27 protein-coding genes are annotated in these 26,729 nt (G+C 71.5%); 13 read left to right on the top strand and 14 right to left on the bottom strand.

What is annotated here, in order from left to right; translation table 11 throughout:
• Both glgB and ACZ39I_RS33435 read left to right on the top strand, forming a co-directional pair.
• Window positions 1-2,208, top strand: coding sequence for a 1,4-alpha-glucan branching enzyme (gene glgB / locus ACZ39I_RS33430; protein ID WP_467248666.1), 2,208 nt, complete (start codon window positions 1-3; stop codon window positions 2,206-2,208).
• A 107-nt stretch (window positions 2,209-2,315) separates the two neighbouring features.
• The gene (locus tag ACZ39I_RS33435; RefSeq protein ID WP_451474059.1) at window positions 2,316-3,404 is read left to right on the top strand and encodes a glutamate--cysteine ligase 2; all 1,089 of its coding nucleotides are present in this window, start codon (window positions 2,316-2,318) and stop codon (window positions 3,402-3,404) included.
• Window positions 3,405-3,408: 4 nt separating this feature from the next.
• On the opposite strand, the gene ACZ39I_RS33440 is transcribed toward ACZ39I_RS33435, so the two are convergent.
• Window positions 3,409-3,642 carry a DUF6480 family protein gene (locus ACZ39I_RS33440; RefSeq protein ID WP_403665531.1) on the bottom strand — a complete coding sequence of 78 codons (234 nt, stop codon included), beginning with the start codon at window positions 3,640-3,642 and terminating at the stop codon, window positions 3,409-3,411.
• Window positions 3,643-3,794: 152 nt separating this feature from the next.
• Between ACZ39I_RS33440 and ACZ39I_RS33445 the strand changes: the two genes are divergently transcribed.
• Together ACZ39I_RS33445 and ACZ39I_RS33450 are read left to right on the top strand one after the other, a co-directional pair.
• Window positions 3,795-5,699, top strand: coding sequence for an AMP-dependent synthetase/ligase (locus ACZ39I_RS33445; protein ID WP_467248667.1), 1,905 nt, complete (start codon window positions 3,795-3,797; stop codon window positions 5,697-5,699).
• Window positions 5,700-5,851: 152 nt separating this feature from the next.
• Window positions 5,852-6,256: an ATP-binding protein gene (locus tag ACZ39I_RS33450; protein ID WP_352387090.1), complete on the top strand. Its 405-nt coding sequence runs from the start codon at window positions 5,852-5,854 to the stop codon at window positions 6,254-6,256.
• A gap of 15 nt (window positions 6,257-6,271) precedes the next feature.
• On the opposite strand, the gene ACZ39I_RS33455 is transcribed toward ACZ39I_RS33450, so the two are convergent.
• The gene (locus ACZ39I_RS33455) at window positions 6,272-6,631 is read right to left on the bottom strand and encodes a PRC-barrel domain containing protein (RefSeq protein ID WP_467248668.1); all 360 of its coding nucleotides are present in this window, start codon (window positions 6,629-6,631) and stop codon (window positions 6,272-6,274) included.
• A 279-nt stretch (window positions 6,632-6,910) separates the two neighbouring features.
• Here ACZ39I_RS33455 and ACZ39I_RS33460 point away from each other — a divergent pair, with 279 nt between their 5' ends.
• The 3 genes from ACZ39I_RS33460 (at window position 6,911) to ACZ39I_RS33470 (ending at window position 10,878) form a co-directional block, all read left to right on the top strand.
• Window positions 6,911-8,278, top strand: a complete 1,368-nt coding sequence (locus ACZ39I_RS33460) for an NAD(P)/FAD-dependent oxidoreductase (RefSeq protein WP_467248669.1) — start codon at window positions 6,911-6,913, stop codon at window positions 8,276-8,278.
• A 94-nt stretch (window positions 8,279-8,372) separates the two neighbouring features.
• Window positions 8,373-8,585: a DUF4287 domain-containing protein gene (locus tag ACZ39I_RS33465; protein ID WP_352385844.1), complete on the top strand. Its 213-nt coding sequence runs from the start codon at window positions 8,373-8,375 to the stop codon at window positions 8,583-8,585.
• A gap of 61 nt (window positions 8,586-8,646) precedes the next feature.
• Complete coding sequence (locus ACZ39I_RS33470; protein WP_467248670.1) at window positions 8,647-10,878, top strand: FUSC family protein; 2,232 nt, start codon at window positions 8,647-8,649, stop codon at window positions 10,876-10,878.
• Between the two features lie 8 nt (window positions 10,879-10,886).
• Here the strand turns inward: ACZ39I_RS33470 and ACZ39I_RS33475 are convergent, their stop codons facing one another.
• The 5 genes from ACZ39I_RS33475 to ACZ39I_RS33495 form a co-directional block, all read right to left on the bottom strand.
• Complete coding sequence (locus tag ACZ39I_RS33475) at window positions 10,887-11,321, bottom strand: hypothetical protein (RefSeq protein WP_451474055.1); 435 nt, start codon at window positions 11,319-11,321, stop codon at window positions 10,887-10,889.
• A gap of 28 nt (window positions 11,322-11,349) precedes the next feature.
• A complete protein-coding gene (locus ACZ39I_RS33480; protein WP_467248671.1) occupies window positions 11,350-12,183 on the bottom strand; it encodes a DUF1206 domain-containing protein in 834 nt (277 codons plus the stop codon).
• Window positions 12,184-12,223: 40 nt separating this feature from the next.
• Window positions 12,224-12,457, bottom strand: coding sequence for a DUF5133 domain-containing protein (locus ACZ39I_RS33485; RefSeq protein WP_467248672.1), 234 nt, complete (start codon window positions 12,455-12,457; stop codon window positions 12,224-12,226).
• A 22-nt stretch (window positions 12,458-12,479) separates the two neighbouring features.
• A complete protein-coding gene (locus ACZ39I_RS33490) occupies window positions 12,480-13,337 on the bottom strand; it encodes a SigB/SigF/SigG family RNA polymerase sigma factor (RefSeq protein ID WP_352385853.1) in 858 nt (285 codons plus the stop codon).
• 204 nt (window positions 13,338-13,541) lie between these two features.
• On the bottom strand, window positions 13,542-13,985 hold the full coding sequence (locus ACZ39I_RS33495; RefSeq protein ID WP_467248673.1) for an ATP-binding protein: 444 nt from the start codon (window positions 13,983-13,985) through the stop codon (window positions 13,542-13,544).
• A 227-nt stretch (window positions 13,986-14,212) separates the two neighbouring features.
• Here ACZ39I_RS33495 and ACZ39I_RS33500 point away from each other — a divergent pair, with 227 nt between their 5' ends.
• From ACZ39I_RS33500 to ACZ39I_RS33510, 3 genes are all read left to right on the top strand, one after another.
• A complete protein-coding gene (locus ACZ39I_RS33500; RefSeq protein ID WP_467248674.1) occupies window positions 14,213-14,422 on the top strand; it encodes a hypothetical protein in 210 nt (69 codons plus the stop codon).
• Window positions 14,423-14,490: 68 nt separating this feature from the next.
• A complete protein-coding gene (locus tag ACZ39I_RS33505) occupies window positions 14,491-15,969 on the top strand; it encodes an aminotransferase class I/II-fold pyridoxal phosphate-dependent enzyme (RefSeq protein ID WP_467248675.1) in 1,479 nt (492 codons plus the stop codon).
• Between the two features lie 258 nt (window positions 15,970-16,227).
• Window positions 16,228-16,683, top strand: coding sequence for a cyclic nucleotide-binding domain-containing protein (locus tag ACZ39I_RS33510; protein ID WP_467248676.1), 456 nt, complete (start codon window positions 16,228-16,230; stop codon window positions 16,681-16,683).
• Window positions 16,684-16,704: 21 nt separating this feature from the next.
• On the opposite strand, the gene ACZ39I_RS33515 is transcribed toward ACZ39I_RS33510, so the two are convergent.
• Together ACZ39I_RS33515 and ACZ39I_RS33520 are read right to left on the bottom strand one after the other, a co-directional pair.
• The gene (locus ACZ39I_RS33515; RefSeq protein ID WP_467248677.1) at window positions 16,705-18,003 is read right to left on the bottom strand and encodes an MFS transporter; all 1,299 of its coding nucleotides are present in this window, start codon (window positions 18,001-18,003) and stop codon (window positions 16,705-16,707) included.
• 110 nt (window positions 18,004-18,113) lie between these two features.
• Window positions 18,114-18,731, bottom strand: coding sequence for a LysE/ArgO family amino acid transporter (locus ACZ39I_RS33520; RefSeq protein ID WP_467248678.1), 618 nt, complete (start codon window positions 18,729-18,731; stop codon window positions 18,114-18,116).
• An 80-nt stretch (window positions 18,732-18,811) separates the two neighbouring features.
• Here ACZ39I_RS33520 and ACZ39I_RS33525 point away from each other — a divergent pair, with 80 nt between their 5' ends.
• On the top strand, window positions 18,812-19,702 hold the full coding sequence (locus ACZ39I_RS33525; protein ID WP_467248679.1) for a LysR family transcriptional regulator ArgP: 891 nt from the start codon (window positions 18,812-18,814) through the stop codon (window positions 19,700-19,702).
• Here ACZ39I_RS33525 and ACZ39I_RS33530 read toward each other — a convergent pair.
• On the bottom strand, window positions 19,685-20,419 hold the full coding sequence (locus ACZ39I_RS33530) for a TetR/AcrR family transcriptional regulator (protein WP_467248680.1): 735 nt from the start codon (window positions 20,417-20,419) through the stop codon (window positions 19,685-19,687). The two genes, ACZ39I_RS33525 and ACZ39I_RS33530, sit on opposite strands and share 18 nt — an antisense overlap.
• Window positions 20,420-20,539: 120 nt before the next feature.
• Between ACZ39I_RS33530 and ACZ39I_RS33535 the strand changes: the two genes are divergently transcribed.
• Together ACZ39I_RS33535 and ACZ39I_RS33540 are read left to right on the top strand one after the other, a co-directional pair.
• Window positions 20,540-21,760 carry a saccharopine dehydrogenase family protein gene (locus tag ACZ39I_RS33535; protein WP_467248681.1) on the top strand — a complete coding sequence of 407 codons (1,221 nt, stop codon included), beginning with the start codon at window positions 20,540-20,542 and terminating at the stop codon, window positions 21,758-21,760.
• A gap of 111 nt (window positions 21,761-21,871) precedes the next feature.
• Entirely contained in the window at window positions 21,872-22,123 is a 252-nt protein-coding gene (locus ACZ39I_RS33540; RefSeq protein ID WP_467248682.1) for a WhiB family transcriptional regulator, read from the top strand.
• 755 nt (window positions 22,124-22,878) lie between these two features.
• Here the strand turns inward: ACZ39I_RS33540 and ACZ39I_RS33545 are convergent.
• The 4 genes from ACZ39I_RS33545 to ACZ39I_RS33560 are packed head-to-tail and all read right to left on the bottom strand — an operon-like array spanning window position 22,879 to window position 26,697.
• A complete protein-coding gene (locus ACZ39I_RS33545; RefSeq protein ID WP_467248683.1) occupies window positions 22,879-23,328 on the bottom strand; it encodes a DUF6098 family protein in 450 nt (149 codons plus the stop codon).
• A gap of 58 nt (window positions 23,329-23,386) precedes the next feature.
• The gene (locus ACZ39I_RS33550) at window positions 23,387-25,204 is read right to left on the bottom strand and encodes a sensor histidine kinase (protein ID WP_467248760.1); all 1,818 of its coding nucleotides are present in this window, start codon (window positions 25,202-25,204) and stop codon (window positions 23,387-23,389) included.
• Between the two features lie 29 nt (window positions 25,205-25,233).
• Complete coding sequence (locus tag ACZ39I_RS33555) at window positions 25,234-25,935, bottom strand: response regulator (RefSeq protein WP_467248684.1); 702 nt, start codon at window positions 25,933-25,935, stop codon at window positions 25,234-25,236.
• A gap of 18 nt (window positions 25,936-25,953) precedes the next feature.
• On the bottom strand, window positions 25,954-26,697 hold the full coding sequence (locus ACZ39I_RS33560; RefSeq protein WP_467248685.1) for a L,D-transpeptidase family protein: 744 nt from the start codon (window positions 26,695-26,697) through the stop codon (window positions 25,954-25,956).
• Window positions 26,698-26,729: the final 32 nt, after the last annotated feature.

Consider the following 26,729-nt stretch of genomic DNA (forward strand, 5'->3'; position numbering starts at 1 on the left):
GTGGCCTTGCGCGACATCTCACTGCCCGAGCCGTCCGGACCGGCGCCCTGTGCCCCGGCCCCCGCGCTCGACCCCGCGGACCGGGGCCGGTTGCTGGCCGGCGCCCACCACGACCCGCACGCGCTGCTCGGCGCCCACCCGGTCGAGGGCGGGGTCGTCTTCCGGGCGCTGCGCCCCTTCGCCCGCGCGGTGAGCGTCGTGATCGACGGCGAGCGCAGACGGCTGGCGTCGGAGGGCGACGGTCTCTTCTCCGGTCTGCTGTCCCTCGACGCGATCCCCGACTACACCCTGCTGGTGGCGTACGCGGACGGCGAACAGGAGGTGCACGACCCCTACCACTTCCTGCCCGCGCTCGGCGAGACCGACCTCCATCTCATCCGCGAGGGCCGCCACGAACAGCTGTGGAAGGCGCTCGGCGCCGAGCCCATGACCCACGAGGGAGTGACCGGCACCCGCTTCACGGTCTGGGCGCCCAACGCCCAGGGCGTCCGGGTGGCCGGGGAGTTCACCTTCTGGGACGGACAGCAGTTCCCGATGCGCTCGCTCGGCGCGTCCGGTGTGTGGGAGCTGTTCCTGCCCGGGATCGGTGAGGGCGCTCGCTACAAGTTCGAGATCACCTCGCGCCACGGCCACCGGTTCCTCAAGGCCGACCCGATGGCCCGCCGATCGGAGGTGCCGCCCGACACGGCGTCCATCGTGACCTCCTCGCGCTACGAGTGGGGAGACCACGACTGGATGGCCCACCGCGGGGACACGCCCGTGCACGTGGCGCCGTTCTCGGTCTATGAGGTCCATCTCCCGTCCTGGCGCCCAGGACTGACATACCGGCAACTGGCCGACGAGCTGCCGTCGTACGTCAGGGACCTGGGCTTCACTCATGTCGAGCTGATGCCGGTTGCGCAGCACCCCTTCAGCGGCTCCTGGGGCTACCAGGTCACCGGCTTCTACGCCCCGACCTCCCGGCTCGGCACGCCCGACGACTTCAGGTATCTCGTGGACGCGCTCCACCGGGCCGGCATCGGCGTGATCATGGACTGGGTGCCCGCCCACTTCCCGAAGGACGACTGGGCACTGGCCCGCTTCGACGGGGACCCCCTGTACGAGCCGGGAGACTCCCGGCGGGCCGAGCACCCGGACTGGGGAACGTACGAGTTCGACTTCGGGCGCGTCGAGGTGCGCAACTTCCTGGTCGCCAACGCCGTGTACTGGTGCGAGGAGTTCCACATCGACGGGCTGCGCGTGGACGCGGTCGCCTCGATGCTCTACCTGGACTACTCGCGCGACTCCGGCCAGTGGAGCCCCAACGTGTTCGGGGGGCGGGAGGATCTCGACGCGGTCGTCTTCCTCCAGGAGATGAACGCGACGGTGTACCGCCGGGCGCCGGGTGTCGTCACGATCGCCGAGGAGTCCACGGCCTGGGACGGCGTGACCCGCCCCACGGACAGCGGGGGCCTGGGTTTCGGCCTGAAGTGGAACATGGGCTGGATGCACGACTCCCTCGGCTACATCAGCCATGAGCCGGTGCACCGCAAGTACCACCACAACGAGATGACCTTCTCGATGGTGTACGCGTACAGCGAGAACTACGTGCTGCCGATCTCCCACGACGAGGTCGTCCACGGCAAGCAGGCACTGGTGTCCAAGATGCCGGGCGACTGGTGGCAGCAACGCGCCAACCACCGCGCGTACCTCGGCTTCATGTGGGCCCACCCCGGCAAGCAACTCCTCTTCATGGGCCAGGAGTTCGCCCAGGGCGCCGAGTGGTCCGAGTCCCACGGACCCGACTGGTGGCTGCTCGACCCGGCGTACGGGGCCGAGGCCGACCACCGGGGCGTGCGCGACCTCGTGCGCGACCTGAACACGGTCTACCGCGCGACCCCCGCCCTGTGGGAGCGCGACACCGACCCCGGCGGTTTCCGGTGGGTGGTCGGGGACGCGGCCGAGGACAACGTCTTCGCCTTCCTGAGGTTCGACGCGGCGGGCGGTCCGCTGCTCGCGGTCTCCAACTTCTCCCCCGTCGTGCGCGAGGACTACCACCTCACCGTCCCCGACGGTCTCCCCCTGTGGCAGGAGTCCCTCAACACCGACGCCGCGCGCTACGGCGGCGGCGACATCGTGCGGCGAGACCCGGTCAAGGCGGAGGACGGGGCGCTGCGGCTCACCCTGCCGCCGCTGGCGACGGTGTGGCTGGTCCCGGTGCCCGGCTGAGCCCGCAGGCGACGCGGAGGTGTCCGACCGGCCCGAAGGGGCAGTCGGGGTCGTACGAGAACCCGCATCCTCGTCGTCGCCGAGGGCCACAGAAAGGGCTATGTCACGTGCGCACCGTGGGAGTGGAGGAGGAACTCCTCCTGGTCGACCCCGAGACCGGCGAGCCGCAGGCGCTGTCCGCGGCCGTACTCGCGCGGGCCGCGCAGGACGAGCCGGGCCAGGATGTCTTCGAGAAGGAACTGCACAACCAGATGCTGGAGTTCGCCACCCACCCGCAGTCGGGGATGGACGAACTCCGCGCGGAGATCGTGCGCTGCCGCAAGGAGGCCGCCCGGCTCGCCGGCGACAGCGGCTGCGCCGTGGTCTCCCTGGCGACCTCGCCGCTGCCCGTCAGCCCCTCCGTGGGCGTCGGCCGCCGCTACCGGTGGATGGCGGAGCAGTACGGCATCGCCACCCAGGAGCAGCTCGTCATGGGCTGTCATGTCCATGTGTCCGTGGAGTCGGACGAGGAGGCCGTCGCCGTCGTCGACCGGATCCAGCCCTGGCTGACCGTGCTGGCCGCGCTGAGTGCCAACTCGCCCTTCTGGCAGGGCAAGGACTCCGGTTACAGCAGCTACCGCAGCCGGGTGTGGCAGCGCTGGCCCTCGGCCGGTCCGACCGAGCCGTTCCGCTCGGCGGAGCGCTATCACCGGCGGGTCGCGGACATGGTGGCGACCGGTGTCATCCTGGACGAGGGAATGATCTACTTCGACGCCCGGCTGTCCCGGACCTACCCGACGGTGGAGATCCGGGTCTCGGACGTCTGTCTGCACGCGGACACCGCCGCGCTCCTCGCGACCCTCGCCCGCGGGCTGGTGGAGACGGCCGCGCGCGAGTGGCGGGCGGGCAAGGAGCCAGTGACGCACAGTGTGAGCCTGCTGCGGCTGGCCGCCTGGCGGGCCGCGCGCTCCGGCATCACCGAGGAGCTGCTCCACCCGGCGACGATGCACCGCATGCCCGCCGAGACGGTGGTGCGGGCCCTGCTGGAGCACGTCGAGGACGCGCTCGCCGACAGCGGCGACCTGGACCGTGCGCGCGAATCCTGTGCGGAACTGCTGCGGCGCGGCAACGGTGCCCGGGTGCAGCGTGAGCTGCTGGAGCGCACCGGGAGCCTGCGCAGCGTGGTCACCGAGTGCGTGCGGCTGACTCAGTCGTAAGTGCTCACAGGGCCAGGACGACCGCGTACACCAGGAAGAACGCGGCGACGAGGACGACCAGGAGCAGGATCAGGGCCAGCGGCCCCTTGGCCCAGCCCCTGGTCGGGTTGTGCGTCTCCCGCGGGCCGGCCTCGGGCAGGCTGCTCTCGGCGGGCGGGGTCTCGCCCGGCGGGACGCCGCCGCCCGGTTCCAGTCCGGTGGTGCGCTCGGGTTCGGGATCGGGGTTCACGTGACTCATGCGGTCCGAGTGCCCCGATCTCGACGAGATCACGGCTGACCGCTTACTTCCGTATTCCAGGTACCACTCGCTCGCGCCTGGGCTAGATTCGAGCACCGCGGATGACCGAACTCGTCCGCACAGTCACAGTCCGTACACGTCAGGAGCAGCGCATGCGCGACTTCGCCCTCGCTCCCCGGACCATCTCGCGCTCCAGCGGCGGTCTGGCCGACAGCGTGTTCGAGCGGGCGGAGCTGGACCCCACCCTGCCGGTGCTCGCCCGCCGTCCCGAGGGCTCCTCAGGACGCTGGCAGGAGGTCACGGCCGTGGAACTGCGGGACGAGGTGGTGGACCTCGCCAAGGGACTGGTCGCCTCGGGGATCTCGCCGGGCCACCGGGTGGCCATCATGGCGCGCACCCGCTACGAGTGGACGGTTCTCAGCTACGCGCTGTGGACGGTCGGCGCCGAGGTCGTACCGATCTATCCGACGTCCTCGCGCGAACAGGTCGAGTGGATCCTGCGCGACACCGACTGTGTGGCCGTGGTGGTGGAGGACGAGCAGGCGGTCATGACGGTCGGCTCGGTGTGCGCCTCGCTGCCCCGGCTCCGCCACGTCTGGCAGCTGGATGCGGACGCGCTCGAGAACCTGACGGAGCGGGGCCGGATGATCCCGCTCGCCACGGTCGAGTCGCTGCGCCGTATCGTGCTGCCCGACTCCACGGCGGTCATCTCCTACACCTCCGGCGCCACGGGGCGTCCGCTGGGCTGCGCACTCAGCCACCGCGGCCTCGCGAGCCCCGTCGACACCCTCCTCGAAGGCTGGCGCCAGATCACGGCACCTCCCGGAGAGCAGCCGTCCGTCCTCGCCTTCCTGCCCTTCTCCCATGTCTACGGCCTCATGATCCAGGGCGTGTGCATCCGCGGCGGACTGCTCATGGCCCATGAGCCCGACCTGAGCGAGGAGGCGCTGGCGGCCGCTCTGCAGTCCTTCCGCCCCACCTACTTCTACGCCGTCCCCTCCGTCTTCGAGAAGATCTACAAGAACTTCCTGCGCGCCGCCCAGCAGTCGGGCCGCGGCGCCCTGTTCGAGCGGGCCGCCGACACGGCACGGGACTTCGCCCTGGCCTGCGAGCGGCAGCGGCTGGGCGAGGGCCCCGGCCCCGGGTTCGACCTGCGGCTCCAACACGCCCTGTACGAGCGGACGGTGTACCGCAGACTGCGGGCCGCGATGGGCGGCCGGGCCCGCCGGGCCACCTCGGGCGGCTCCACCCTCAACCGTGAGCTCTCGCTGTTCTACGAGGGCATCGGCGTCTACGTCCACGACGGATACGGCCTCACGGAGACCTGCGGCGGGATCACCATGCAGCCGCTGGGCCGGGAGAAGTCCGGGACCGTGGGCCGGCCCCTGCCGGGTGTGGATCTCCGGGTGGCGGACGACGGGGAGATCCTGGTGCGCGGGCCGTCGGTCTTCCAGGGCTATGTCCATGACGAGGCCGCGACACGGGCGGCGCTGTACGGCGGTTGGCTGGCCACCGGGGACCTCGGGCAGCTGGACGCCGACGGCTATCTGACGATCACCGGCCGCAAGAAGGACATCATCGTCACCACCAGCGGCAAGAGCGTGGCCCCGGCCGCCCTCGAGCACCGGCTGAGGATGCATCCGCTGATCCACCAGGCGGTGGTGGTCGGTGACAACCGGCCCTGCGTGGGCGCCCTGCTCACCCTGGACCCGGTGTTCCTGGCCCACTGGCGCGGAGTCCTGCTCGCCCAGCAGGACCCCTCGGCGCGCGGGGCCCGGGAGGAGAACGCGCTGCGGGAGGAGATCGCGCGGGCCGTGGCCGCCGCCAACAGCACGGTCTCGCGCTCGGAGTCGATCCGGGTGTTCCGGGTGCTGTCGGAGCCGTTCGACCTGGCCAACGGCCTGCTGACGCCGTCGATGAAGCTGCGCCGCGACGAGATCGTGCGCCGGTACGCGATGGAGATCGACGCGATGTACCAGGCCCGCTCGGCGAACGCCCGGCGCGGCCCGACGGAGGACGTACTGAGCTGGGACGACTCGGACGACGTGTTCCGGTGAAAGCTCGCCGTCGGCCACGTTCCCCGAGGTGAGGACGATTGGGCGGCCCGCCCTCGGGAACACGGCTCAGTGGCGACATGAGAGAGTACGAAGAATCCGCTGACGCCGGGTCGTGAGAGCGGCACGGCACCGAGCCGCATTGGGACGAGACACTGACTTCCGAGGCGATTCCGAGCCGCACCACCCGTTTCGCGGGCGAGCCGCATTGCGTGACGGGTGCGCGGCTCGCCGCTGAGGAATTCCTGGGCGACCTCGGCCAGAGCGTGCCGCCCACGACTCCCGAGCACTGGGACGACATCCTGCTGGTGGTCACCGAACTCGCCGCCAACGCCGTCCAGTACGCACCCGGTCCCTTCGTCCTGCGGTTGCGCCGCACCTTCGACGGTGTGCACGTGACGCTGCGCGACACCAACCCGACGCCGCCGGCCCCCCGTTCCTTCGATCCGCGCACGGGTGGCGGCGGCATCGGCTGGCACCTGGTCCACGCGCTGTGCGACCAGGTCAGCGTGGTGACGGACGAGCGCGGCAAGGACGTCCACGTCTTCCTGCCGTGGTGACCTGGCCCGCTTCGGTCAGGCGGTGGCCGTGAGCCCCAGATAGTAGGCGCCGACCGCCGCGAGGTACTCACGGTCCCTGGTCTCGCTGTCGGTGCGGAAGCGGGGTGCCGCCTTCACCTCCGACCCCGTGCAGGCCAGGGTGACCCGCCGGTCATGGGTGTCGACGTGGGTGACGACGCCGACCGGGACCAGGGCGCTGCGGCCGAAGACCCAGACACCGGTGTCCACGACGAGGTGCTCCATGCCGTCGGGGGCGGCCTGTCGGTCCACGTGTCCGATCGCGCCGTCGCTCGCGACGACGCTGAAGCCCGTCAGGTCCTGTCCCTCGATGTAACCGCTGTCCGGCACGTACGACCAGATTCTGTCGGTGGTCACGCTGCTCCTTCCCTCCCGAGCGCTGCACGGACCCCGGCTCTCCACTGCGAGCGGGCCCACAGCACCCCAATACCCTTCTGCCGCACACGCATTCGGCTACGGGCATCCTCACAAGCGGTTTCCCCGCGTCCGGTCCGCGCACCTCCTTCACCTTTCTCCCGGTGCACTTTCGGGCGCGGGCGGGCATGGTGGTCCTCGACGCATTCGTCGCGCCCGCACGGGCACACGAAGGGCGTTCGAGGCAGAACCGCCTGGAGCCGCAGAAAGGGATGAAACACCGTGACACGACCCAGGATCCTGGTGGTTGGCGCCGGCTTCGCCGGAGTCGAATGCGTTCGCCGCCTGGAACGGAAACTCTCCCCGGACGAAGCCGACGTCACCCTGGTGACGCCGTTCGCCTACCAGCTCTATCTCCCCCTGCTGCCCCAGGTCGCCTCCGGCGTGCTGACGCCCCAGTCGATCGCCGTCTCGCTGCGCCGCAGCAAGAAGTACCGCACCCGAATCATCCCGGGCGGCGCGATCGGCGTGGACCTCAAGTCCAAGGTCTGCGTGGTCCGCACCATCACCGACGAGATCATCAACGAGCCCTACGACTACATCGTGCTGGCTCCCGGCAGCATCACCCGCACCTTCGACATCCCCGGTCTCACCGAGCACGCCTTCGGCATGAAGACCCTCGCCGAGGCCGCCTACATCCGCGACCACGTCATCTCCCAACTCGACCTCGCGGACGCCAGCCAGGACCCGGACGAGCGAGCGGCCCGGCTGCAGTTCGTGGTTGTCGGCGGCGGATACGCCGGCACCGAGACCGCCGCCTGTCTGCAGAAGCTCACCCACGCGGCGGTCAAGCGCTACCCGCGCATCGACCCGTCGCTGATCAAGTGGCATCTGATCGACATCGCCCCGAAGCTGATGCCGGAGCTGGGCGACAAGCTCGGGCGCAGCGCGCAGGAGATCCTGCGCCGGCGCGGCATCGACGTCTCTCTCGGTGTCTCGATCGAGAAGGCGGGCCCCGAGGAGGTCACCTTCACCGACGGCCGGGTGATCCCGACCCGGACCCTGATCTGGACGGCCGGGGTCGTCGCGAGCCCGCTGATCGCCACACTCGGCGCCGAGACGGTTCGCGGGCGGCTCGCGGTCACCGCCGAGATGACCCTGCCGGGCCAGGACGGCGTCTTCGCGCTCGGCGACTCCGCCGCCGTGCCGGACAAGGCCAAGGACGACGACAGCGCGATCTGCCCGCCCACGGCACAGCACGCCATGCGCCAGGGCAAGGTGGTCGCCGACAACGTCATCGCGACGCTGCGGGGCCAGTCGCTGAAGCCGTACGTCCACAAGGACCTGGGCCTCGTCGTCGACCTCGGCGGCAAGGACGCCGTCTCCAAGCCGCTCGGGATCGAACTGCGGGGCCTGCCCGCCCAGTTCGCCGCCCGCGGCTACCACTGGATGGCGCTGCGCACCAACGTGGCCAAGGTCCGCGTGGCGACGAACTGGACGCTCAACGCCCTCGCGGGCGACGATTTCGTCCGCACCGGCTTCCAGGCCCGCAAGCCCGCCAAGCTGAAGGACTTCGAGTACACGGACGCGTACCTGACACCGGAACAGGTCAGGGCGCAGGTCGAGGGGACACCGCGGCTGGACCCGTAGGCGTGACGCGGATCACTCCGGATCGCCGGTCGGTTTCCCGCCGGCCGGCGGTCTCAGGAGGGACAGCACAGCTTCCCTCCGAAAGGACATCGTCATGGCCGAGACCGTGAAGGGCCCCGCGAGCTACTTCCCCTCCATCGAGAAGAAGTACGGCCGCCCGATCGCCGAGTGGCAGGACCTCATCCGCTCCTCGCCGCTGACCCGGCACATGGAGCTGGTCGCCTGGCTGAAGACCGAGCACGGGCTGGGTCACGGTCACGCCAACGCCCTGGTGGCCCACACCCTCGCCGAGGCCGAGGGCAAGTGATCCACCCCGCCGTGCCATGCTGGAACGGATCATGACGTGACACGGGAGTGAGTACGGCGGAGTGAACACAGCGAGGCTGCGCGATCGGGTTTCGGCGTCGGACCCGGGGTTGCTCCGGCTGGCCGCCGGTCTGCGTACGGTGGCGGCGATCGCGCTCACGCTGGCCGTGCTCGGTCTGCTGGGGACGAGCGTCCCGCACCTGGTGGCGGGTGCCATCGCGGCGATGGTCGCGACCTTCGCCATCCGGGAGAAGCAGCGCACCCAGCAGGCGGTGACCCTCGCCCTGGGCCTCCCGGTGGCCGTGGCCTCGATGTCACTGGGCGCGCTGCTGAGTTCCCGGGTGCTGGCCGGCGACCTCTTCTTCGTCGCGCTGATCTTCTGCGCCGTCTACGGCCGCCGCTTCGGTGAGCGCGGCACCACGCTCGGCCTGATCGGCTTCCAGGTCTACTTCGTGTCCCTGTTCGTCGGCGCCACCGTCTCCGGCCTGCCCGAGCTGTACGGCGTCCTCGGCGTCGCCTTCCTGTGCAGCGCGGCGGCACGCTTCCTGCTGGTGCCGGAGACGCCCGCGGGCCTCCTCGAACGCCTGCGGGAGGCGTTCCGGGTCCGGCTGGCCCAGCTGGTCTCCGCGCAGCTCCGGCTGCTGGACGCCGGGCCCGAGGAGATCGACGAGGCGCTGAAGGACGTACGCGAGGGCACCGCGCGGCTGCACGAGACCGCGCTGATGATCCAGGGGCGGCTGGAGGAGGGGACCTCCGACGCGGCCGCGGCGCGGCTCGTGCAGCGGCGGATCGCGGACGCCGAGATCACCGCCGAGCGGCTCGGGCTGTTGCTGCTGAGCGCCCGCAGCTCCGAGCGCGCGGACACCCTCACCCTGCATCTTCCGGGTGCTCCGGCCCCGCGGGCGGACCGGATGCCCGGCCGGGACGAGGTGATGGCCACGGTGCGCCGGGACCTGGAGGCGCTGCGGCTGCTGGTGCTGCGCCCGGTCGCCGCCAGGTCCAGCACGGCCCTGTCCCAGGTCCGCAACCGGCTGCTCGGCTACCGCGAGGAGGAGAACCTGCCGCCCGCGCCGCCCGCCGTCCAGGACGTGTTCCGGGGCGTCGGCGAGGCCGCCCGCGCGGTCCTGGGCCTCCGGATCGCCCTGGACGGTCCGCAGGACGAGTCGGACGACTCCCCCGCGACCACCCGCTCGCGCGAGGAGCTGGACGCCGAGGACGCCGTGATCGACGCCCGCGAGGAGGACGGCGAGGCGCAGGAGGAGCTCACCGGGCTCAGGCGGCCCACTACCCGGGCCGCGGTGCAGGTCGCCGTGGGGTCCACGCTCGCCATCGTCGGGGGCGAGTTCCTCTCCAGCCAGCGCTGGTACTGGGCCGTGCTGACCTGCTGGATCGTCTTCATCAACACCGCGTCCACGGGCGAGATCCTGGTCAAGGGCTACCGCCGGCTGCTGGGTACCGTCCTCGGCGTGGTCGCCGGGATCGTGCTGGCGGGGGCGGTCGGACAGCACACCTGGCCGGCGTTCGCCCTGGTACTGGTCCTGGTGTTCGCGATGTTCTACACCGCGCCCCTCTCCTACACCCTGATGTCGTTCTTCGTCACCGCGGCGCTGGGGCTGCTCTACACCCTGCTGCACACCTACAGCTTCTCGGTGCTGGTGCTGCGCGTGGAGGAGACCGCGCTCGGCGCGGCCTGCGGGGTGATCGCGGCGGCGTTCGTCCTGCCGGTGCGCACGGACCGCCGTACCAACGACCTGCTCGTCACCGTCCTGGAGCGGCTCGACGAGGTCACCGAGGCCGCCGTGGACCAGCTCAGCGGCGGCTCCCCCGCCGATCTGCTCGACCAGGCGCGCGATCTGGACCAGGCGCTGGCCGACCTGCGGGCGGCCACCCGGCCCCTCACCCACCCGATCACGCCACTGCGGGCCCGGCGGGACACCGCCCGCTATGTCGTGGCGCTCCTGGAGACCTGCGCGTACCACGCGCGCTCGCTCGCGGCCACGGCCGAACTGCTGCCCACGCATCCCTCGATCGCGGCGGATCCCCGGCTGCGCCGGGCCGGCCGGCGCATCGGGGACAACATCGCGGCCATCGCCGCGCATGTCGCCGACGAGCGCTCCACCGCCCGGGTCGAGACCGGGCCGAGCATCGCGTCACTGCTGGAGACCGAGGTCCCCGGTACCCCGCGCTTCGGCCGGATCACCGACCGCGTACTGCGGCACGTCCAGCGGCTGGACGAGACCCTGGTGGGCCTGGCCCGGCCGCTGGACGTGCCGGTCGCAGCGCCCCGTCGATAGGGCGGCGCTCAGAGGTCGGTGGGCAGACCGCTCACCTCGGCGATGCCACGCAGTTCGTCGTCGAGCCGTCGGCGTTCGCGGATGTACTCGGCGATCTCACCGAGGCGGACCGGGTCGGAGGCCGTGTCCGCGTCGGTGACCACCCGGACCGGGCCGGCGCTTTCATCGACATGGAGTTCGATCACCTTGTTGTCCATACGGCCGGTCACCGCCGTGGCGATGACCAGGGCGGCCTCGTCGCGGATCTCCTGGGGCAGCCCGTCCTGCCGACTGTCCTCGAGCGCGAAGTCCAGAGCGGGCAACTGATGCTCGTCGATCGCCCGCAGCACCGGACGGACCACGTCGAGCAGCAGCTCGTAGTCCTCCGAGGCCATACGGATGCGCAACAGATTCAGGTAGACGTCCACGGGCCTGCCGTCGGACGGAAGCTCGGGTTCGTTCATGCACCCCGGGTTCCCCGTATGCCGCGGCTCAGACCCGGCGCCAGCGGGCCATCGCGAACGAGAACACCCCGAACAGCACCAGCCCGACGGCGACCAGCACGAGCAGCCACGGCCCCAGCGGGGTGCCGGCGAACGCGCGGAGCGTGTCGTCGAGGCCCTTCGCCTTGTCGGGCTGGTAGTCGACCGCGGCACGGACGGCGAACGCGCCCGCCGCGGTGAACACCACACCACGCGCCACTCCGCCGCCGACACCCGTCACGTCGACCAGCTTCCTGATCCGCGGGCTCATCTCGGCGAGCTTGAGCTTGTCGTGGAAGGACCTGCGCAGCGCCTGTGCGGCGATCCACACACCGGCTATCGCCACGCCGACGCCCGCGATGCCCACCAGCCACTGCCCGCCGGGCCACTCCAGGGCCCGCGCGGTGACGTCCTTGGACTGCTTGTCGCTCGATCCGCCGCTGCCGGAACCGACGGTGAAGGCGAGCACGGAGTAGGCGACGAAGGCGTAGAAGACGCAGCGGGCCGCGGACAGCAGCCGTTTCGTGGCTTTGCGCCCGTCGGGTCCGACCGCGCCGAACACCACCTCGGACAGTCGCCACAGGGCCATGCCGACGAGCCCGATGCCCAGCGCCCACAGGACGACGGAGCCGAACGGCTTGTCGGCGAGGGCGGCGAGAGCGCCGCCGCGGTCGGCCTGGCGCTTGCCGTCGCCGAAGGCGATCTGCAGCGCCAGCACACCGACCAGCAGGTAGATCAGTCCGCGGGCGGTGAATCCCGCGCGGGCGGCGCCCTCCGTGACGGAGCCGCGTGCCGCGCGTCTGGCCTGGATCCGGCCGGTCGTTGCCGTGGAGCTGGTGGTCATGTAGGTCTCCTGGAAGTCCGGATGCCGTCCTGGCGGGCGGTCACACGGGATGCGGTCGGTCGGCCAGTCGCGCGGGTTCGGACATGGCCGCGAGCAGGCGGTGAGCCGTCTCCAGGGCCAGCCGCACGTCCCGCGTGCCGGTGGATACACACAGCGTGTAGGCGAGGTCCCGGGCGCGGGGGCTCGGTTCTGCCGCGTTCGCGGACTCCTCGGCGCGCAGCGTCTCGTACTCCTGTACGAGTTGCCGCAGAAACGTCGGATTGGGTATCAGCATCCGGCTCTCTCCCCCCGTGTTCTCAAGCCTCGGTCGGTCCGTCGGCCTGCCGCCTCGAACGGTCGGCCAGCGCCTCGTCGCGCACGCGGGCGCAGCTGCGGCTGATGAGCCGGGAGACGTGCATCTGCGAGATGCCGAGCTGGTCGGCGATGCGGCTCTGTGTCATGTCCTCGAAGAAGCGCATGTACAGAATGGCGCGCTCGCGCTCGGGCAGCCGGCGCAGACCTTCCTTGGCGGACTCGCGGTCGACCACGACGTCGTACGACGTGTCCGGGCCGCCCAGGGTGTCGGCGAGGCTGTAGCCGTCGTCGCCGGCCGAGAGCTCGGCGTCCAGGGAGAGGGTGCTGAAGCTTTCGAGGGCCTCCAGTCCGGTGACGACCTCTTCTTCGGTCAGGCCGGTGTGGGCGGCGAGGTCGGCGGGCGTCGGTTCGGGGGAACCGGGGTTCTGGGTGAGTTCGCGCCGGGCCACCCGCACCTTGTTGCGCAGTTCCTGCACGCGGCGGGGCACCCGCAGGGCCCACATGCGGTCGCGGAAGTGGCGCTTGACCTCGCCGGTGATGGTGGGCACGGCGTAGCTCTCGAAGGCCCCGCGTTCCGGTTCGAACCGGTCGATGGCCTTGACGAGCCCGAGGGCGGCGACCTGGCGCAGGTCCTCGATCGACTCGCCGCGGTCGCGGAACCGGCCCGCGATGCGGTGGGCCATGGGCAGCCAGGCGGTGACGAGTTCGTCGCGCAGGGCATCACGCTCGGGGCCTTCTTCGAGCCCGGCCAGCCGGGCGAAGAGGGCCATGGTGTCGGGGGCGTCGTCGTGCCGCCGCCTGCCGGCGGCGGTGGGGCGGTCCTGAGTGGTGGGACGGCTGGTCGACGTGTCGGTGAGCATGCGGATTCGCTCCTGAAGAACGGGTTCAGGGTCTGACCGCGGGAGGAACGACGCCGGGACCGCCGAAAGGGGCCCGCAGCAGCCGTACAGCTCCCGCTGGCGCGCCTCCGGTCCGAAGCACGAAACTGCGTCTGCCCTGCTGTATGGGTCCCAAACTGCGTCAGTGAAACTCCGTTTTCCGGCGGCTTCCCCAGGGGTGCCGGATCAGCTCAGGGGCACCACGGCGGTGATGCACTTGCCGCCCGCGGGCAGGTCGGTCACGCGGACGTCGCGGGCCAGCCGGCACACGATCGGCCAGCCGTGGCCGCCGGGGTGCCACCTGCCCTGCGGGTCCACGGGCGCCTTGGCGACGGGCAGGGCGGCGCTGCGGTCGCTGACCGAGACGGACACGCCCCGGCCCTCGACGGTGACGCGGAAGTCGGTGATGCCGCCACCGTGCAGGATGGCGTTGGTGGTGAGCTCCGAGGCGACGAGCAGCGCGTCCGAGAGCGCCTGGGCGTCGCAGGGGGTGTGGGTGGCACGGCAGCGTTCGGACACGGCCTGCTCGACTGCCTGGCGTGCCTCGGCAGGCCGACGCGGCCCGGGCCGAACGCGGGGACGGGCGACAGAGAGTTCGAGGGCGGCTTCGGTCCTGTGCTCGTCGCACATGACTTGGCTCCTGATCAGTGGATCGAGTGGGGGGTTCTCAGGTCGGTGAAGCAGAAGCCGGGCCCGGCCGGACCCACGGACACGGTGACCGTGATGTGCGGTGCGCGCCCTCCGTAGGCCTCCAGTAATCGGCTGACCTCTGCACGCCGGGCCAAACCTGCGCCTTTCGGGCGGCACAGGGGCCGACAGGGGGCCATTCGATCGCGTTCCGTGGGTACGCGACCTGCATGACGGATGTCGTGGACTCAGATGAACTGATGCGCCGAATTCAGCGCGCCCGGGCCTGCGCGGCGGAGGAGGAGCAGTCCTGGCGGGCGCGCAGCGACGAGCTGGCGCCCTCCGATCCGGACGGCGCCCGGGACGCTGCCGTACGCACCCTGGCCTACGAGGCGGTGACCCGGGTGCTGGACGAGGTGCTCAGGCCGGGCAGCCGCTGACCGCGGGGCCGTCCGGGCGGTCCGGGCCGGGCTGATTGACCTGCGTCCGGGCCGGGCACCCGCGCCCCATGACTGTCGATCACACCCAAGCGCCGGTTCTGGAAGCCCTGACCGACTACCACCGCCGGGGACAGCTGTCCTTCACGCCGCCGGGACACAAGCAGGCCCGCGGGGCCGACCCGGAGGTGCGGGAGGTGCTGGGTGACGCGGTCTTCCTCGGGGACGTGCTGGCGTCGGGCGGTCTGGACGACCGGCTGACCCGGGGGCGGGTGCTGGAACGGGCCGAGGAGCTGATGGCCGACGCCGTCCACGCCGACCACACCTTCTTCACCACGTGCGGAAGTTCCCTGTCCGTGAAGGCGGCGATGCTGGCCGTCGCGGGTCCGCACGAGAAGCTGCTGATCGGGCGGGACGCCCACAAGTCGGTGGTGTCCGGGCTGATCCTGTCGGGGATCGAGCCGGTCTGGATCGAACCCCGGTGGGACGCCGAACGCCATCTGGCGCACCCGCCGTCCGCCGCGGAGTACGAGCGGGCCTTCGAAGCCCACCCCGACGCGAAGGGCGCCCTGGTCACCAGCCCGACCCCGTACGGCAGTTGCGCGTCCCTCGCGGACATCGCCGAGGTCTGCCACCGCCGTTCGGTCCCGCTGATCGTCGACGAGGCGTGGGGCGCGCACCTGCCCTTCCATCCCGATCTGCCGTCCTGGGCCATGGACGCGGGCGCCGACATCTGCGTGACCAGCATCCACAAGATGGGCAGCGGTCTCGAGCAGGGGTCCGTCTTCCATCTGCAGGGCGATCTCGTGCCGCCGGACCTGCTGAAGATGCGCGCCGACCTGCTGGGCACCACCAGCCCCTCGGTACTGCTGTACGCCGGTCTGGACGGCTGGCGGCGGCAGATGGCCCTGCGGGGCAAGGAGTTGATGGGCGGGGCGCTCGAACTCGCGACCCGGGTCCGTGCCGCGATCGAGGCGATCGACGGGATGCACGTCAACGGTCGCGACGACTTCTGCGGGCCCGGCCTGGCGGACGACCTCGACCCGCTGCCCGGCGTCATCGACCTGGACGGGCTCGGGATCACCGGGTTCCAGGCGGCGGACTGGCTGCGCGAGCACCGGCACATCGATGCCCACCTCACGGACCACCGTCGTATCGGGATGCAGATCACCCACGGCGACGACGAGGGGACGACCGGCGAGTTGCTCGCGGCACTCAGGGATCTCGCCCGGGCCGCACCGGAGTTGGACCCGGCCCCGCGGGTGGAGGTACCGCCGCCCGCCGAGCTGCGGATGGAGCAGGCGAGGCTTCCCCGGGACGCGTTCTTCGGTCCGGCGGAGAACGTGCCGGTCACCGAGGCGGCCGGGCGGATCGCGGCCGAGATGATCACGCCGTACCCGCCGGGGATCCCGGCCGTACTGCCCGGTGAGCTGCTGACCGAGTCCGTACTGGCGTATCTGCGGACCGGACTGGCCGCGGGCATGAACCTGCCCGACCCCGCCGACGCCGAGCTGCAGACGATCAGGGTGGTCAGCGCGTCCGCCGAGTGAAACGGGTCACGCACCCTGGATCCGATTGCGCGAAATCTCCCTGGATGGTTTACGGTTCATTCATACGTGGTGACGGGGTCGACCCACCGTCCTCCGCCACCACCTCTTACTGCCCTGGCTGGTCTCCCCCGTCCAGCCAGGGCTTTTCTCTGCCCGGCGCGGATCCTCGCCTCCGCCGAGGTGCCCCGGACGGCCGCAGCCGCTGAAATGGGCGTAGGCACAACACCGGAATCCATCGCCGGCGAGGAGCCCCGCGTCATGACCAAAGCGATAAAACTGCTGACCGCACTACCGCAGCCGCAGCGCCAGAGCCTGATGACGCTCGCCAAGGAGGTCTCCTTCGCCGAGGACTTCCACATCTTCGAGGCGGGCGGTACGGCCGACCGCTTCTGGGTCATCCGCTCCGGAGCGGTCTCGCTGACCCAGCAGGTGACCAGCCACCACCGGGTCACCGTCGCCACACTCGGCTCGGGCGACCTGCTCGGCTGGTCCTGGCTGTTCCCGCCGTACCGGTGGGACTTCGGCGCGGAGGCCTTCAGTCCCGTGCGGGCCCACGAGTTCGACGCGGCGGCGGTGCTCCGGCTGTGCGAGGAGGACCGGCAGCTCGGCATGATCCTGGTCCGCAGCGTCGCCGAGATCCTCGCCCACCGCCTGGAGACGACCCGGGGCAAGCTGATGGACCAGTACGGCTCCCACCGCAGGAGCGGTCTGTAGGCCTCAACCGCAGTAGCGCTCTCAGACGCGGTAGCGGCGCAGTGCCGGCACGGCGAAGGCAAGCAGCAGCATGACGGCGACGACCAGGACACCGCCGCCGACGACCGCGCCGCGGGCGCCGAAGACCGAGCCGGCACTGCCGTGCAGGACGTCCGCCAGGCGGGGGCCGCCCGCGACGACGACGGTGAAGACGCCCTGCATCCGGCCACGCATCTCGTCGGTGGCTGCGGAGAGCAGGATCGCCCCGCGGAAGACCATCGAGACCATGTCGGCGATTCCAGCCGCGGCCAGGAACACCACGGCGAGCCACAGACTCCCGCTCAGCCCGAACCCGGTGATGGCCACGCCCCAGGCGACGACCGCGCCGATGACCATCCAGCCGTGTCGGCGCACGCGCGAGAACGTGCCGGAGAACAGCCCGCCGACCACCGCGCCGATCGGGATCGCGGCGAACAGCAGACCCAGTGCGAGCCCTTCGCCGTACGGGGCGTAGGTCTCGGAGGCGAGCTGCGGGAACAGGGCCCGGGGCATGCCGAAGACCATGGCGATGATGTCGGCGAGAAAGGACAGCAGCAGCACCTTGTGCGCGGAGATGTAGCGGAAGCCCTCGGCGATCTCGCGTACACCCGCCCGGCGTACCGTCGAGCCGGCGAGCGGCGGTAGAGACGGCAGCCGGTACACCGCCCACACCGTGACGCACAGCGCCAGGGCGTCGAGGAGATACAGCTCCGGCAGGCCGATCACCGGGATCAGGACACCCGCGAGCAGCGGACCCATCACCTGGCCGGTCTGCATGACGGTCGAGCCGAGGGCGTTGGCCGCGGGGAGCTGGTCCTTGGGCACGAGACGGGCGATGGAGGCGTTGCGGGCAGGGGAGTTGAGGCCCCAGAACGCCTGCTGCACCGCGAGCAGGACCATCAGGGCCGCCACCGAGTCGAGCCCGCTGACGGCCTGGAGCCAGAACAGCACCGAGGTGACCGCGATGCCGCTGTTGGTGATCAGGAGGAGCTTGCGGCGGTCCATGGTGTCGGCGACCGCTCCGCCCCACAGCGCGAACACGATCAGGGGCAGCAGTCCGGCCATGCTGGCGGCGCCGACCCAGGCCGAGGAGCCGGTGATGTCGTAGATCTGCTTGGGCACCGCGACGGCGGTGAGCTGGCTGCCGACGGCCGTGACGATGGTCGAACTCCACAGTCGGCGATAGGCCGGGATGCGCAGCGGACGGGTGTCCATCGCCCAGCGACGCCAGCCCCGCCGGGGTGGCGGCGCCTCGTCCGGGGCCGGTGTCCTGGGTTCGGTGCTGCTCTCGCCGGTGTCCACGCGCTTCCTGGTTGCTCGTTACATCTAACGGGTCCGGGGTTCACTATCGCAGCACCCTCCAGGAGTCCGGGACGCGGTATCTCAGCTGGTGGACCCGGCCGTTGAGGACGTCACGCTCCGGCCACCAGCGTGGCGCCGAGGGCGATCATCGTCACGGCGACCAGTCCGTCGAGCATCCGCCAGGCGGTCGGCCTGGCGAGGAAGCGGCTGAGCAGCCGGGCCCCGAAACCGAGGGCGGCGAACCAGCACAGGCTGGCGAGTACGGCCCCGAGCCCGAAGGTCCAGCGCAGCGGGCCGCGGTCGGCGGCCACGGAACCGAGCAGGAACACGGTGTCGAGGTAGACGTGCGGGTTGAGCCAGGTCATTGCCAGACAGGTCAGCACCGCCCGCCGCCGTGAGCCCGTGGCCTCGCCCTCGGCCCGCAGTCCCGACTGGCCGGGCCTGAGGACCCGGCGGGCGGCGAGGGCGCCGTAGCAGAGCAGGAATCCGCCGCCGATCCAGCCGACCAGGCTCAGCGCGCCCGGCCAGGCGACCACGACGGCACCGACACCGCCGACGCCGAGAGCGATGAGGAGGGCGTCGGACAGGGCGCAGATGCCGACGACGGCGAGGACCGCGTCGCGGCGGATCCCCTGGCGCAGCACGAAGGCGTTCTGGGCGCCGATGGCGACGATGAGCGAGAGGCCGGTGCCGAAACCTGCGGCAGCGGCGGACAGAGAAGCGGGCATGACTTCGACGGTACGGAGACGATCACTGCACGTACAGCTAAAGATTCTTACGTATCATTAGTTGTCGTGATGATGCCATGATGATGACCGAGCTTCCTCTGGATCAGGTGCGGACGCTGCTCGCGGTGGTCGACGAGGGCACGTTCGACGCGGCGGCGGCCGCTCTGCATGTGACGCCTTCGGCGGTGAGCCAGCGGGTGAAGGCGCTGGAGCAGCGCACGGGGCGGGTGCTGCTGGTACGCACCAAACCGGTGCGGCCGACCGAGTCGGGCGAGGTCGTGGTGCGGTTCGCCCGCCAGCTGGCCCGCCTCGAGCGGGACGCGCTCGCCGAGCTGGGCCTGCCGGGCGAGGGGGAGGTGACCCGGGTGTCGGTCGCGGTGAACGCGGACTCCCTGGCGACCTGGTTCCTGGGCGCGCTCGCGCGGGTTCCGGAACGGGAGCGGCTGTGTTTCGAGCTCCGGCGCGAGGACGAGACCCGTACGGCGGAGTTGCTGCGCGAGGGGCTGGTGATGGCGGCGGTGACGTCTTCTCCCGAGGCCGTGGCGGGATGTTCCGTGCGGGCCCTGGGACGGATGCGGTACCTGGCGGCGGCGAGTCCTGGATTCGTGTCGCGACATCTCGAGGGGTCCCCGCTGGAGGGGCTCACGGGGGCGCCGGTGGTGACGTTCGACCGCAGTGACGACATCCAGGACGGGTTCCTGCGGGAGCTGGGCCGGGGCGGGGCGAGCCGGGTGCGGCACGCGGTGCCCACCTCGGAGGGGTTCGTGGAGGCCGTCACGCTGGGACTGGGGTGGGGGATGGTGCCCGAGGTACAGGCGGGTCCGCTGCTGCGCGCCGGGCGGTTGGTCTCACTGGCGCCGGACCGGCCGGTCGACGTTCCGCTGTACTGGCAGCAGTGGAAGCTGGACTCGCCGGCCCTGGCCGCGGTGGCCGAGGCCGTGACGGCGGCCGCCTCAGAAACCCTTCGATGAGCCTGCCACCCCTTGACGGGTACTGCCCGCCTGCCTCTCCACACTGTCCAGGAGCATGTCCAGCGCCGTCGGGTACGCGCTGGTGACCATGCGGGTGGCCAGGAGAGGTGCCGCCTCCGCGAGGCGGGGGTAACGGTCGCCGGGCAAGTGGGCGTACGTCGAGCGCCACTTGTCCTCGTCGGCGTCCAGCGCCGCGCTCGGGAGGGCCAGGGACGCCGCGTCCAGGGCCGCGAAGGCCAGCGTCTGGTCGATGAAGGCGTGGTAGATCCGCACGGTGTCCGCGAGAGGGAGGCCCGCTCCGCGCAGGATGTCCAGGACCGCCTCGTCCGCGGCCAGTTCGTTGGGCCGGCCGGTGACCCTGCTGGTCGTCAGCACGGCGGCCTGGGGATGGGCGACGTACGCCCCGTGGATGCGCAGGCCCACCTCGCGCAGATCGTGCCGCCACTCCCCCGTCGGCGCCCAGCCCTCCAGCGCCTGACCGATCAGGGCGTCACCGATCGCCAGCGTCAGGTCGTCCATGCCGCGGAAGTAGCGGTAGAGCGTGCTCGGGTCGGCGTCCAGGGCCAGGCCCAGGCGGCGGGCGGTGAGGCCGGCGCTGCCGTGTTCGCGGAGCATGCGCAGGGCCGTCTCGACGATCAGCCGCTCGGACAGGACGGTCCCGCTCCTGGTGGGCCTGCGCCGACGGCGTCTGTCCTCGGGGACCACGGGCTTCGGCACGGCGACCTCCTGACACTTCACGCCTTATGCCAACGCCATTGACCTTATGCGAGCGCACGGCGTTGTATCTCCGCCAGGGCCCCTGTATCTGCGACCTCGACCCGTCAGGGAGTGTTTGTCATGCGTGTACTGCTCGTGGGCGCCGGGGGCGTCGGCACCGCCATCACCCGGATCGCCGCCCGGCGGCCCTTCTTCGACGCCATGGTCGTCGCCGACTACGACCCGGCCCGTGCCGAGGCCGCGGTGACCGCGCTCGGCGACCGGTCCGGCCGGTTCCGTGCCGAGCGCGTGGACGCGAGCGACGAGTCGGCCGTGGCCGCCCTGCTGGAACAGCACGCCTGCGACGTCCTCCTCAACGCCACCGACCCGCGGTTCGTGATGTCCCTGTTCCGGGCGGCGCGCTCCGCCGGGGCAACCTATGTCGACATGGCGATGTCCCTGTCCCGTCCGCATCCCGAGCGGCCGTACGAGGAGTGCGGGGTCAAGCTCGGCGACGAGCAGTTCGCGCAGGCCGAGGAGTGGGAGAAGGCGGGTGCGCTGGCCCTGGTCGGCATGGGCGTGGAGCCCGGCCTGTCGGACGTCTTCGCCCGGTACGCGGCCGACGAGCTCTTCGACGAGATCGAGGAGATCGGTGTCCGCGACGGTGCGAACCTCACCGTCGACGGCTACGACTTCGCCCCTTCCTTCAGCATCTGGACCACCATCGAGGAGTGCCTCAACCCTCCCGTCGTCTACGAGGCCGAGCGCGGCTGGTTCACGACGGAGCCCTTCAGCGAGCCGGAGGTCTTCGACTTCCCCGAGGGCATCGGTCCGGTCGAGTGCGTGAACGTGGAGCACGAGGAGGTGCTGCTCGTCCCCCGCTGGGTCGGCGCCCGCCGCGTGACCTTCAAGTACGGCCTGGGCCGCGAGTTCATCGAGACGCTGAGGACACTGCACCTGCTGGGCCTGGACCGCACCGAGCCGGTGACCGTGCCCAGTCCGGCGGGCCCGGTCGCGGTCTCGCCACGGGACGTCGTGGCCGCGTGTCTGCCCGACCCGGCGACCCTGGGCGACCGGATGCACGGCAAGACCTGTGCGGGCACCTGGGTGAAGGGCGTCAAGGACGGGGCGCCGCGGGAGGTGTACGTCTACCACGTGGTCGACAACCAGTGGTCCATGGCGGAGTACGGCTGTCAGGCCGTGGTGTGGCAGACCGCCGTGAACCCGGTCGTCGCCCTCGAACTCCTCGCCACCGGCGCCTGGACGGGCGCGGGTGTCCTGGGTCCCGAGGCGTTCGCGGCCCGTCCCTTCCTGGATCTGCTGACCGCGTACGGCTCTCCGTGGGGCGTCCGGGAGCAGTGACCGGACGCGTCCCAGGAGACCTGGTTGTTTCACCGCGCATCGACAGGTCACCCGAAAGCGAGTAAATGCATGCACGAGGGCACGTACGACTTCGATCGCAGGTGACTTTTGATGGACAACTGGCGAACCCATGCCGCGTGCCGCCGCGAGGACCCGGACCTCTTCTTCCCGATCGGCACCACGGGCCCCGCGCTGGTCCAGACGGAACAGGCCAAGTCGGTCTGCCGGCGCTGCCCCGTCCAGGAGCAGTGTCTGCAGTGGGCCCTGGACACGGGGCAGAGCATCGGTGTCTGGGGCGGCACCAGCGAGACGGAACGCCGGTCGCTCGCCCGGCGCGCGGCCGCGCGGAGAAGGGCGAGCTGACCGGGGTCCGTTCAGCGCGGGTCCGCCGACCAGCCCGGGCCGGCACAAGAACGGACGCACCGGGCCCGGTGGACGCCACAGGCCGACCACCGGACCCGGTCAACCCACAGACCCACCACCGAACCCGGCCAACGCACAAGCCACGACCGTGTCTGGCCTGCGCAGGGGCTGGCGACTGGGCCAGGTCAGCACCGAGCCGACCACTGGCCTCGACCGACACAGAGGTCGGCGACGCGGCCCGGTCAACGCCACGGGCCGACCACCGGGGCGGGGTCAACACACGGGCCCACCACCAGGCCCGACCGGCACACATGCCACCACCGCGTCTGGTCGGCACAAGGGCTGGAGACCGAGTCATGGCCGACCATCGGACTCGGCCGGCACAGAGGCCGACGACCGGGCCCGGTCAACGCCTGGGCCCACTACCGGACCCAGCCAACCCACAAGCCCCCCACCCCGTCTGGCCGACCCAAGGGCCAGCGACCGGGCCGGTCAAAACCGGGCCGACCACCGGACTCGGCCGGCACAGAGGCCGACGACCGAGTCCGGTCAAACGCGAAAGGCCGACCACCGGGCCCCGTCAACGCCAGGGCCCAGCACCGGACCCAGCCAACCCACACACCGACCACCCTGTCTGGCCGACCCAAAGGCCGGCGACCGGGGCCAGGACAACACCGGCGCCGACCGCCCGACTCGGCGGACACAGAGGCCGGCAACCAGGTCCGGTTAACAAAAAGGCCGACCACCGGGCCCGGTCAGCGGCCCGTGCGGCGCAGTGGGCCCCAAGGGTTCTCCTGCCCGTCCACCGCGGTCCGTGCCTCGTCGATCACCTGGTCGTCGATCCAGCACATCGCGCGCACGTCCGCGACGAGCGGCTCGTTGTCCGGCCCCCGGCCACGCTCTCGCCCCTGGAGGACCCAGGGGCGTACGCCGGGGCCTTTCTCGTGCGGCAGATGGGAGTAGTCGTACAGCCGCCGAGCCACCCACAGCTGCACGGGCCGGCCCTGCCACCAGTCCTCGACGTCGAGCGGGTTCGCCGACAGTCCCGGCAGGGACAGACCCGTGAGTTCGTCGGTGCTGGACGCACGGGTCATATCCACCTCGGGACCGCGCGACCAGCGGACGTACAGCCGCTCATGCCGTTCGGTCAGGGCCGCGAGTTCAGCGAGTGTCCGCACCACCGGCATCCCGTCCGCCACGGTCATGACCCGACCTCCCTTTCTCTCCGCGGGCATACGGGGTACCCGCACGCCACGTGGGGAATCAGCCGTCCGGCGAGGGCGCCGGACCGCCGGGCATCCGCAGGGTGAAGACGCTGCCGGTGCCGGGCTCGCTCGCCGCCCCGACCGTTCCGCCGTGGGCCGCGACCAGGTGGCGGACGATGGGCAGGCCCAGGCCCGAGCCGCCGGTACGACGGCTGCGGGACTTCTCCGCGCGCCAGAACCGGTCGAAGACGTGCGGCAGGTCCTCGGGCGCGATGCCGGTACCGGTGTCGGCGACCTCCAGGACGATGGCGTCGCCGTCCCGGCGCCCGGTCAGGGTGACCGTCCCGCCGGCCGGGGTGTGGCGCAGCGCGTTGGAGACCAGGTTGCCGAGTGCCTGCCGCATCCGGACCGGATCGGCGTCCAGCCAGGGCTCACCCTCGACGTCGGTGCGCAGTGCGACCCGGGCCGCGTCGGCGGCGACGCGGTGGGCCGCGGCGACCTGCTGGAGGAGTTCGTCGCAGCGCACCGGCTCCCGGTGCAGGCGCAGGGTGCCGGCGTCGGCGTCCGCGAGGTCCTGGAGGTCGTCGATGACGCGCTGGAGGACGAGGGCCTCGTCGTGCAGGGAGGCGAGCAGGACGGGGTCGGGGTCGACGACACCGTCCCGGGTGACCTCCAGCCAGCCCCGGATGTTGGTGAGCGGGCTGCGCAGTTCGTGGGCGATGTCGCTGACCATCGCCTTGCGCTGGGCCTCCAGGCGCTCGCGGCGCTCGGTCAGGTCGTTGAAGGCGACGGCGAGGATGCCGGTCTCGTCCCGGGTGGTGACGGGAACGCGCACATGGAGTTCGGGCGGCTGCTGGGCGGCTGCGGTGAGCGCCCGCAGCGGCCGTACCAGCCGGGTGGCGACCAGGGCGGTCGCGGCGACGGTGACGGCGAGCACGAGACCCGCGGTGCCGACGACCTTGGCCTTGTTGGCCGGGGACATGTCGAACAGCACGGCGGGGGTGTCCCCGGTGCCGAGGAAGAGTTCCGCCGCCGGTGCCACATAGGGGTCGAGCTGGGTACGGCGGGCCTCGTCGAGGCAGGGCTGGACCGCACGCGCCTCCTTCGTGCCGAGCTTGCTGCCCAGGGGGTCGCGCGAGTCCAGCCCGACCGGTGCGCCCCCCATCAGCACGGCCATCGCCGGGTCCAGCCCGGCCTTGGTCAGGCAGGCGCGGGCCAGCGCCGTCACCGCCTTCAGCGCCTTGTCCTCCGTCGGGGTGGGTGTGTTGAGCAGTCCGTCGGCGCAGGCGTCGGGCACATGGTCGGGATCGGAGCCGGAGTCCGCGTCGGTGAGGACCGTCCGCCCGCTCGGCGTACGGCTCAGGCGGGTCTGCACACCGGACCGGGAGAAGCAGAGCTGCCGCTTGCGGGCGAGGGCGTCGACCTTGACGCGTTCCGCCTCGGTGAGCCGGTAGGGGCCCACCGCTCGCGGGTCGATGCCGGGGATCTGGGCACCGCGCTCGCTGTAGGTGTCGGTGTGCAGGGGGTCGACGGCGGCGGCCGCGCTCGGGGGCAGGGAGGTGCCGGGCGGCGCGGAGTCGGCGATGACCCGGCGGTCCGAGGCGGTCAGGGCGATACGACGGCCGGTCCTCGCCGACAGCTCCCGCACGGTGGCGGCCGCTTTCGTCCAGTCGGGGTGGGTCGCCGCGTATCCGCTGAGCTCGGCGAGGACGTCCATGTCGTCGGCGAGCGCCTGCCCCTGTTCCTCGCGCAGGGCCTGGGTGGTGGTGGCCACGGCCAGCCAGGCCGTCGCGGCCACCGAGCACACGGCGATGAGCCCGGACGTGATGAGTAGGCGGACCAGCAGCCGCTTGTGCAGCGGTATGCGAGGGCGCAGAGGTGTCTGCCCCGGTGTCGTCCGGGCACTCATCCGCGGCCGCCGCTGAGCTTGTAGCCCACGCCGAACACCGTCAGCAGTCGCACCGGACGGCGCGGATCGGCCTCGATCTTGCGGCGCAGGTTCATGATGTGCACGTCCACGGCTCGTTCGGTGGAGGCCCGGTCGGTGCCCCGGGTGACCTCCAGCAACTGGCGCCGTGAGAAGACCCGTTCGGGTTCGGCGGCCATGGCCAGCAGGATCTCGAACTCGGCCGGGGTGCACTCCACCGGCGTCCCGTCGCACCGCACTTCGTGCCGTACGGGATCGACGGCGAGGCCCGCGGCGCGGACGGCCGGATCCTCGCGCCGGTCGGACACGGCACCCCGTCCGCTGCGTCTGAGGACGGTCCGGATGCGGGCCATCAGCTCGCGCGGGCTGTACGGCTTGGTGATGTAGTCGTCGGCGCCCAGTTCCAGGCCCAGCAGGACGTCGTCCTCGTCGGACCGTGCGGTGAGCATCACGACGGGGATGTCCGCGTCGCGGCGCAGCACCCGGCACACCCCGAAACCGTCGATCACCGGCAGCATCAGGTCCAGGACGACGAGGTCGGGGGCGACCCGCCGGGCCGCGTCCAGGGCGGCCCGCCCGTCGTGGACCACGGTGGCGGTGTGGCCCTCCGCGAGCAGGGACCGCCGTATGAGTTCGGCCTGCATCTCGTCGTCCTCGGCGACCAGCACATGTGCGCACACCTGGCGGATCCTAAGCGCTCAGCGGTTCAGGGACTCGGCGTCGCCCATGACGACGACAGGGTGGCGATCCGGGTCCAGGGCGAGGAGCAGCTCCTTCATGTGTTCCTCGGCGATGCTGACGCAGCCGTGCGTGGGCCCGCCGTGGTCGACGTGCAGCCATATCCCGCCGCCGCGGCCGGCGCCCAGCGGCCGTGTCCAGTCCAGGGGTGAAGTGCCGGGCTGCCGGTTGTAGTTGATGGCGATCACGTAGTCGAAGGACCCGGCCAGCGGCTCGCCCTCGAAGCCCGTGCCGGGCGAGGTGAAGCCGACGCCGCGGTCGTACGTCAGCTTGGTGCCGGGGTCCTTCAGCAGTCCTCCGGCGTCCGTGAGGGTGTACACGCCGATCGGTGAGCGCAGGTCGCCGGCCAGGTGGTGGTCGGTCCAGCCCTTGAGGGCGTTGTGCGCGGGCCAGTCGGCGCCGGCCTGCCAGCCGGCCGCGGTGCGCTCGTAGAGCACCACGGTGGAGGCCGAGGAGTCTCGGCCCCGCCCGGTGACCACGACGGCCTGCCGGGCGGCGGCCGGTACCTTCGCCCACGTCTTCGGGCCGAGCCCGGGTATCTGCTGGGGAGCGACCTCGACGGAGATCTCCGGCGCGGGAGCGGTCCTCGACGGCTCCCCGAACGGCGTGGGCGTGCCGTCCGTACTGGCCACGGCACCGCCGCCGCATCCGGTGAGAAGCACGGATGCGGCCAGCAGTGCGACATGGGTTCTGCGTGTGATCATGGAATGACTCTGGCCGACACTTGTAAGGAACT

The organism is Streptomyces sp. NPDC024687 (assembly GCF_055559055.1).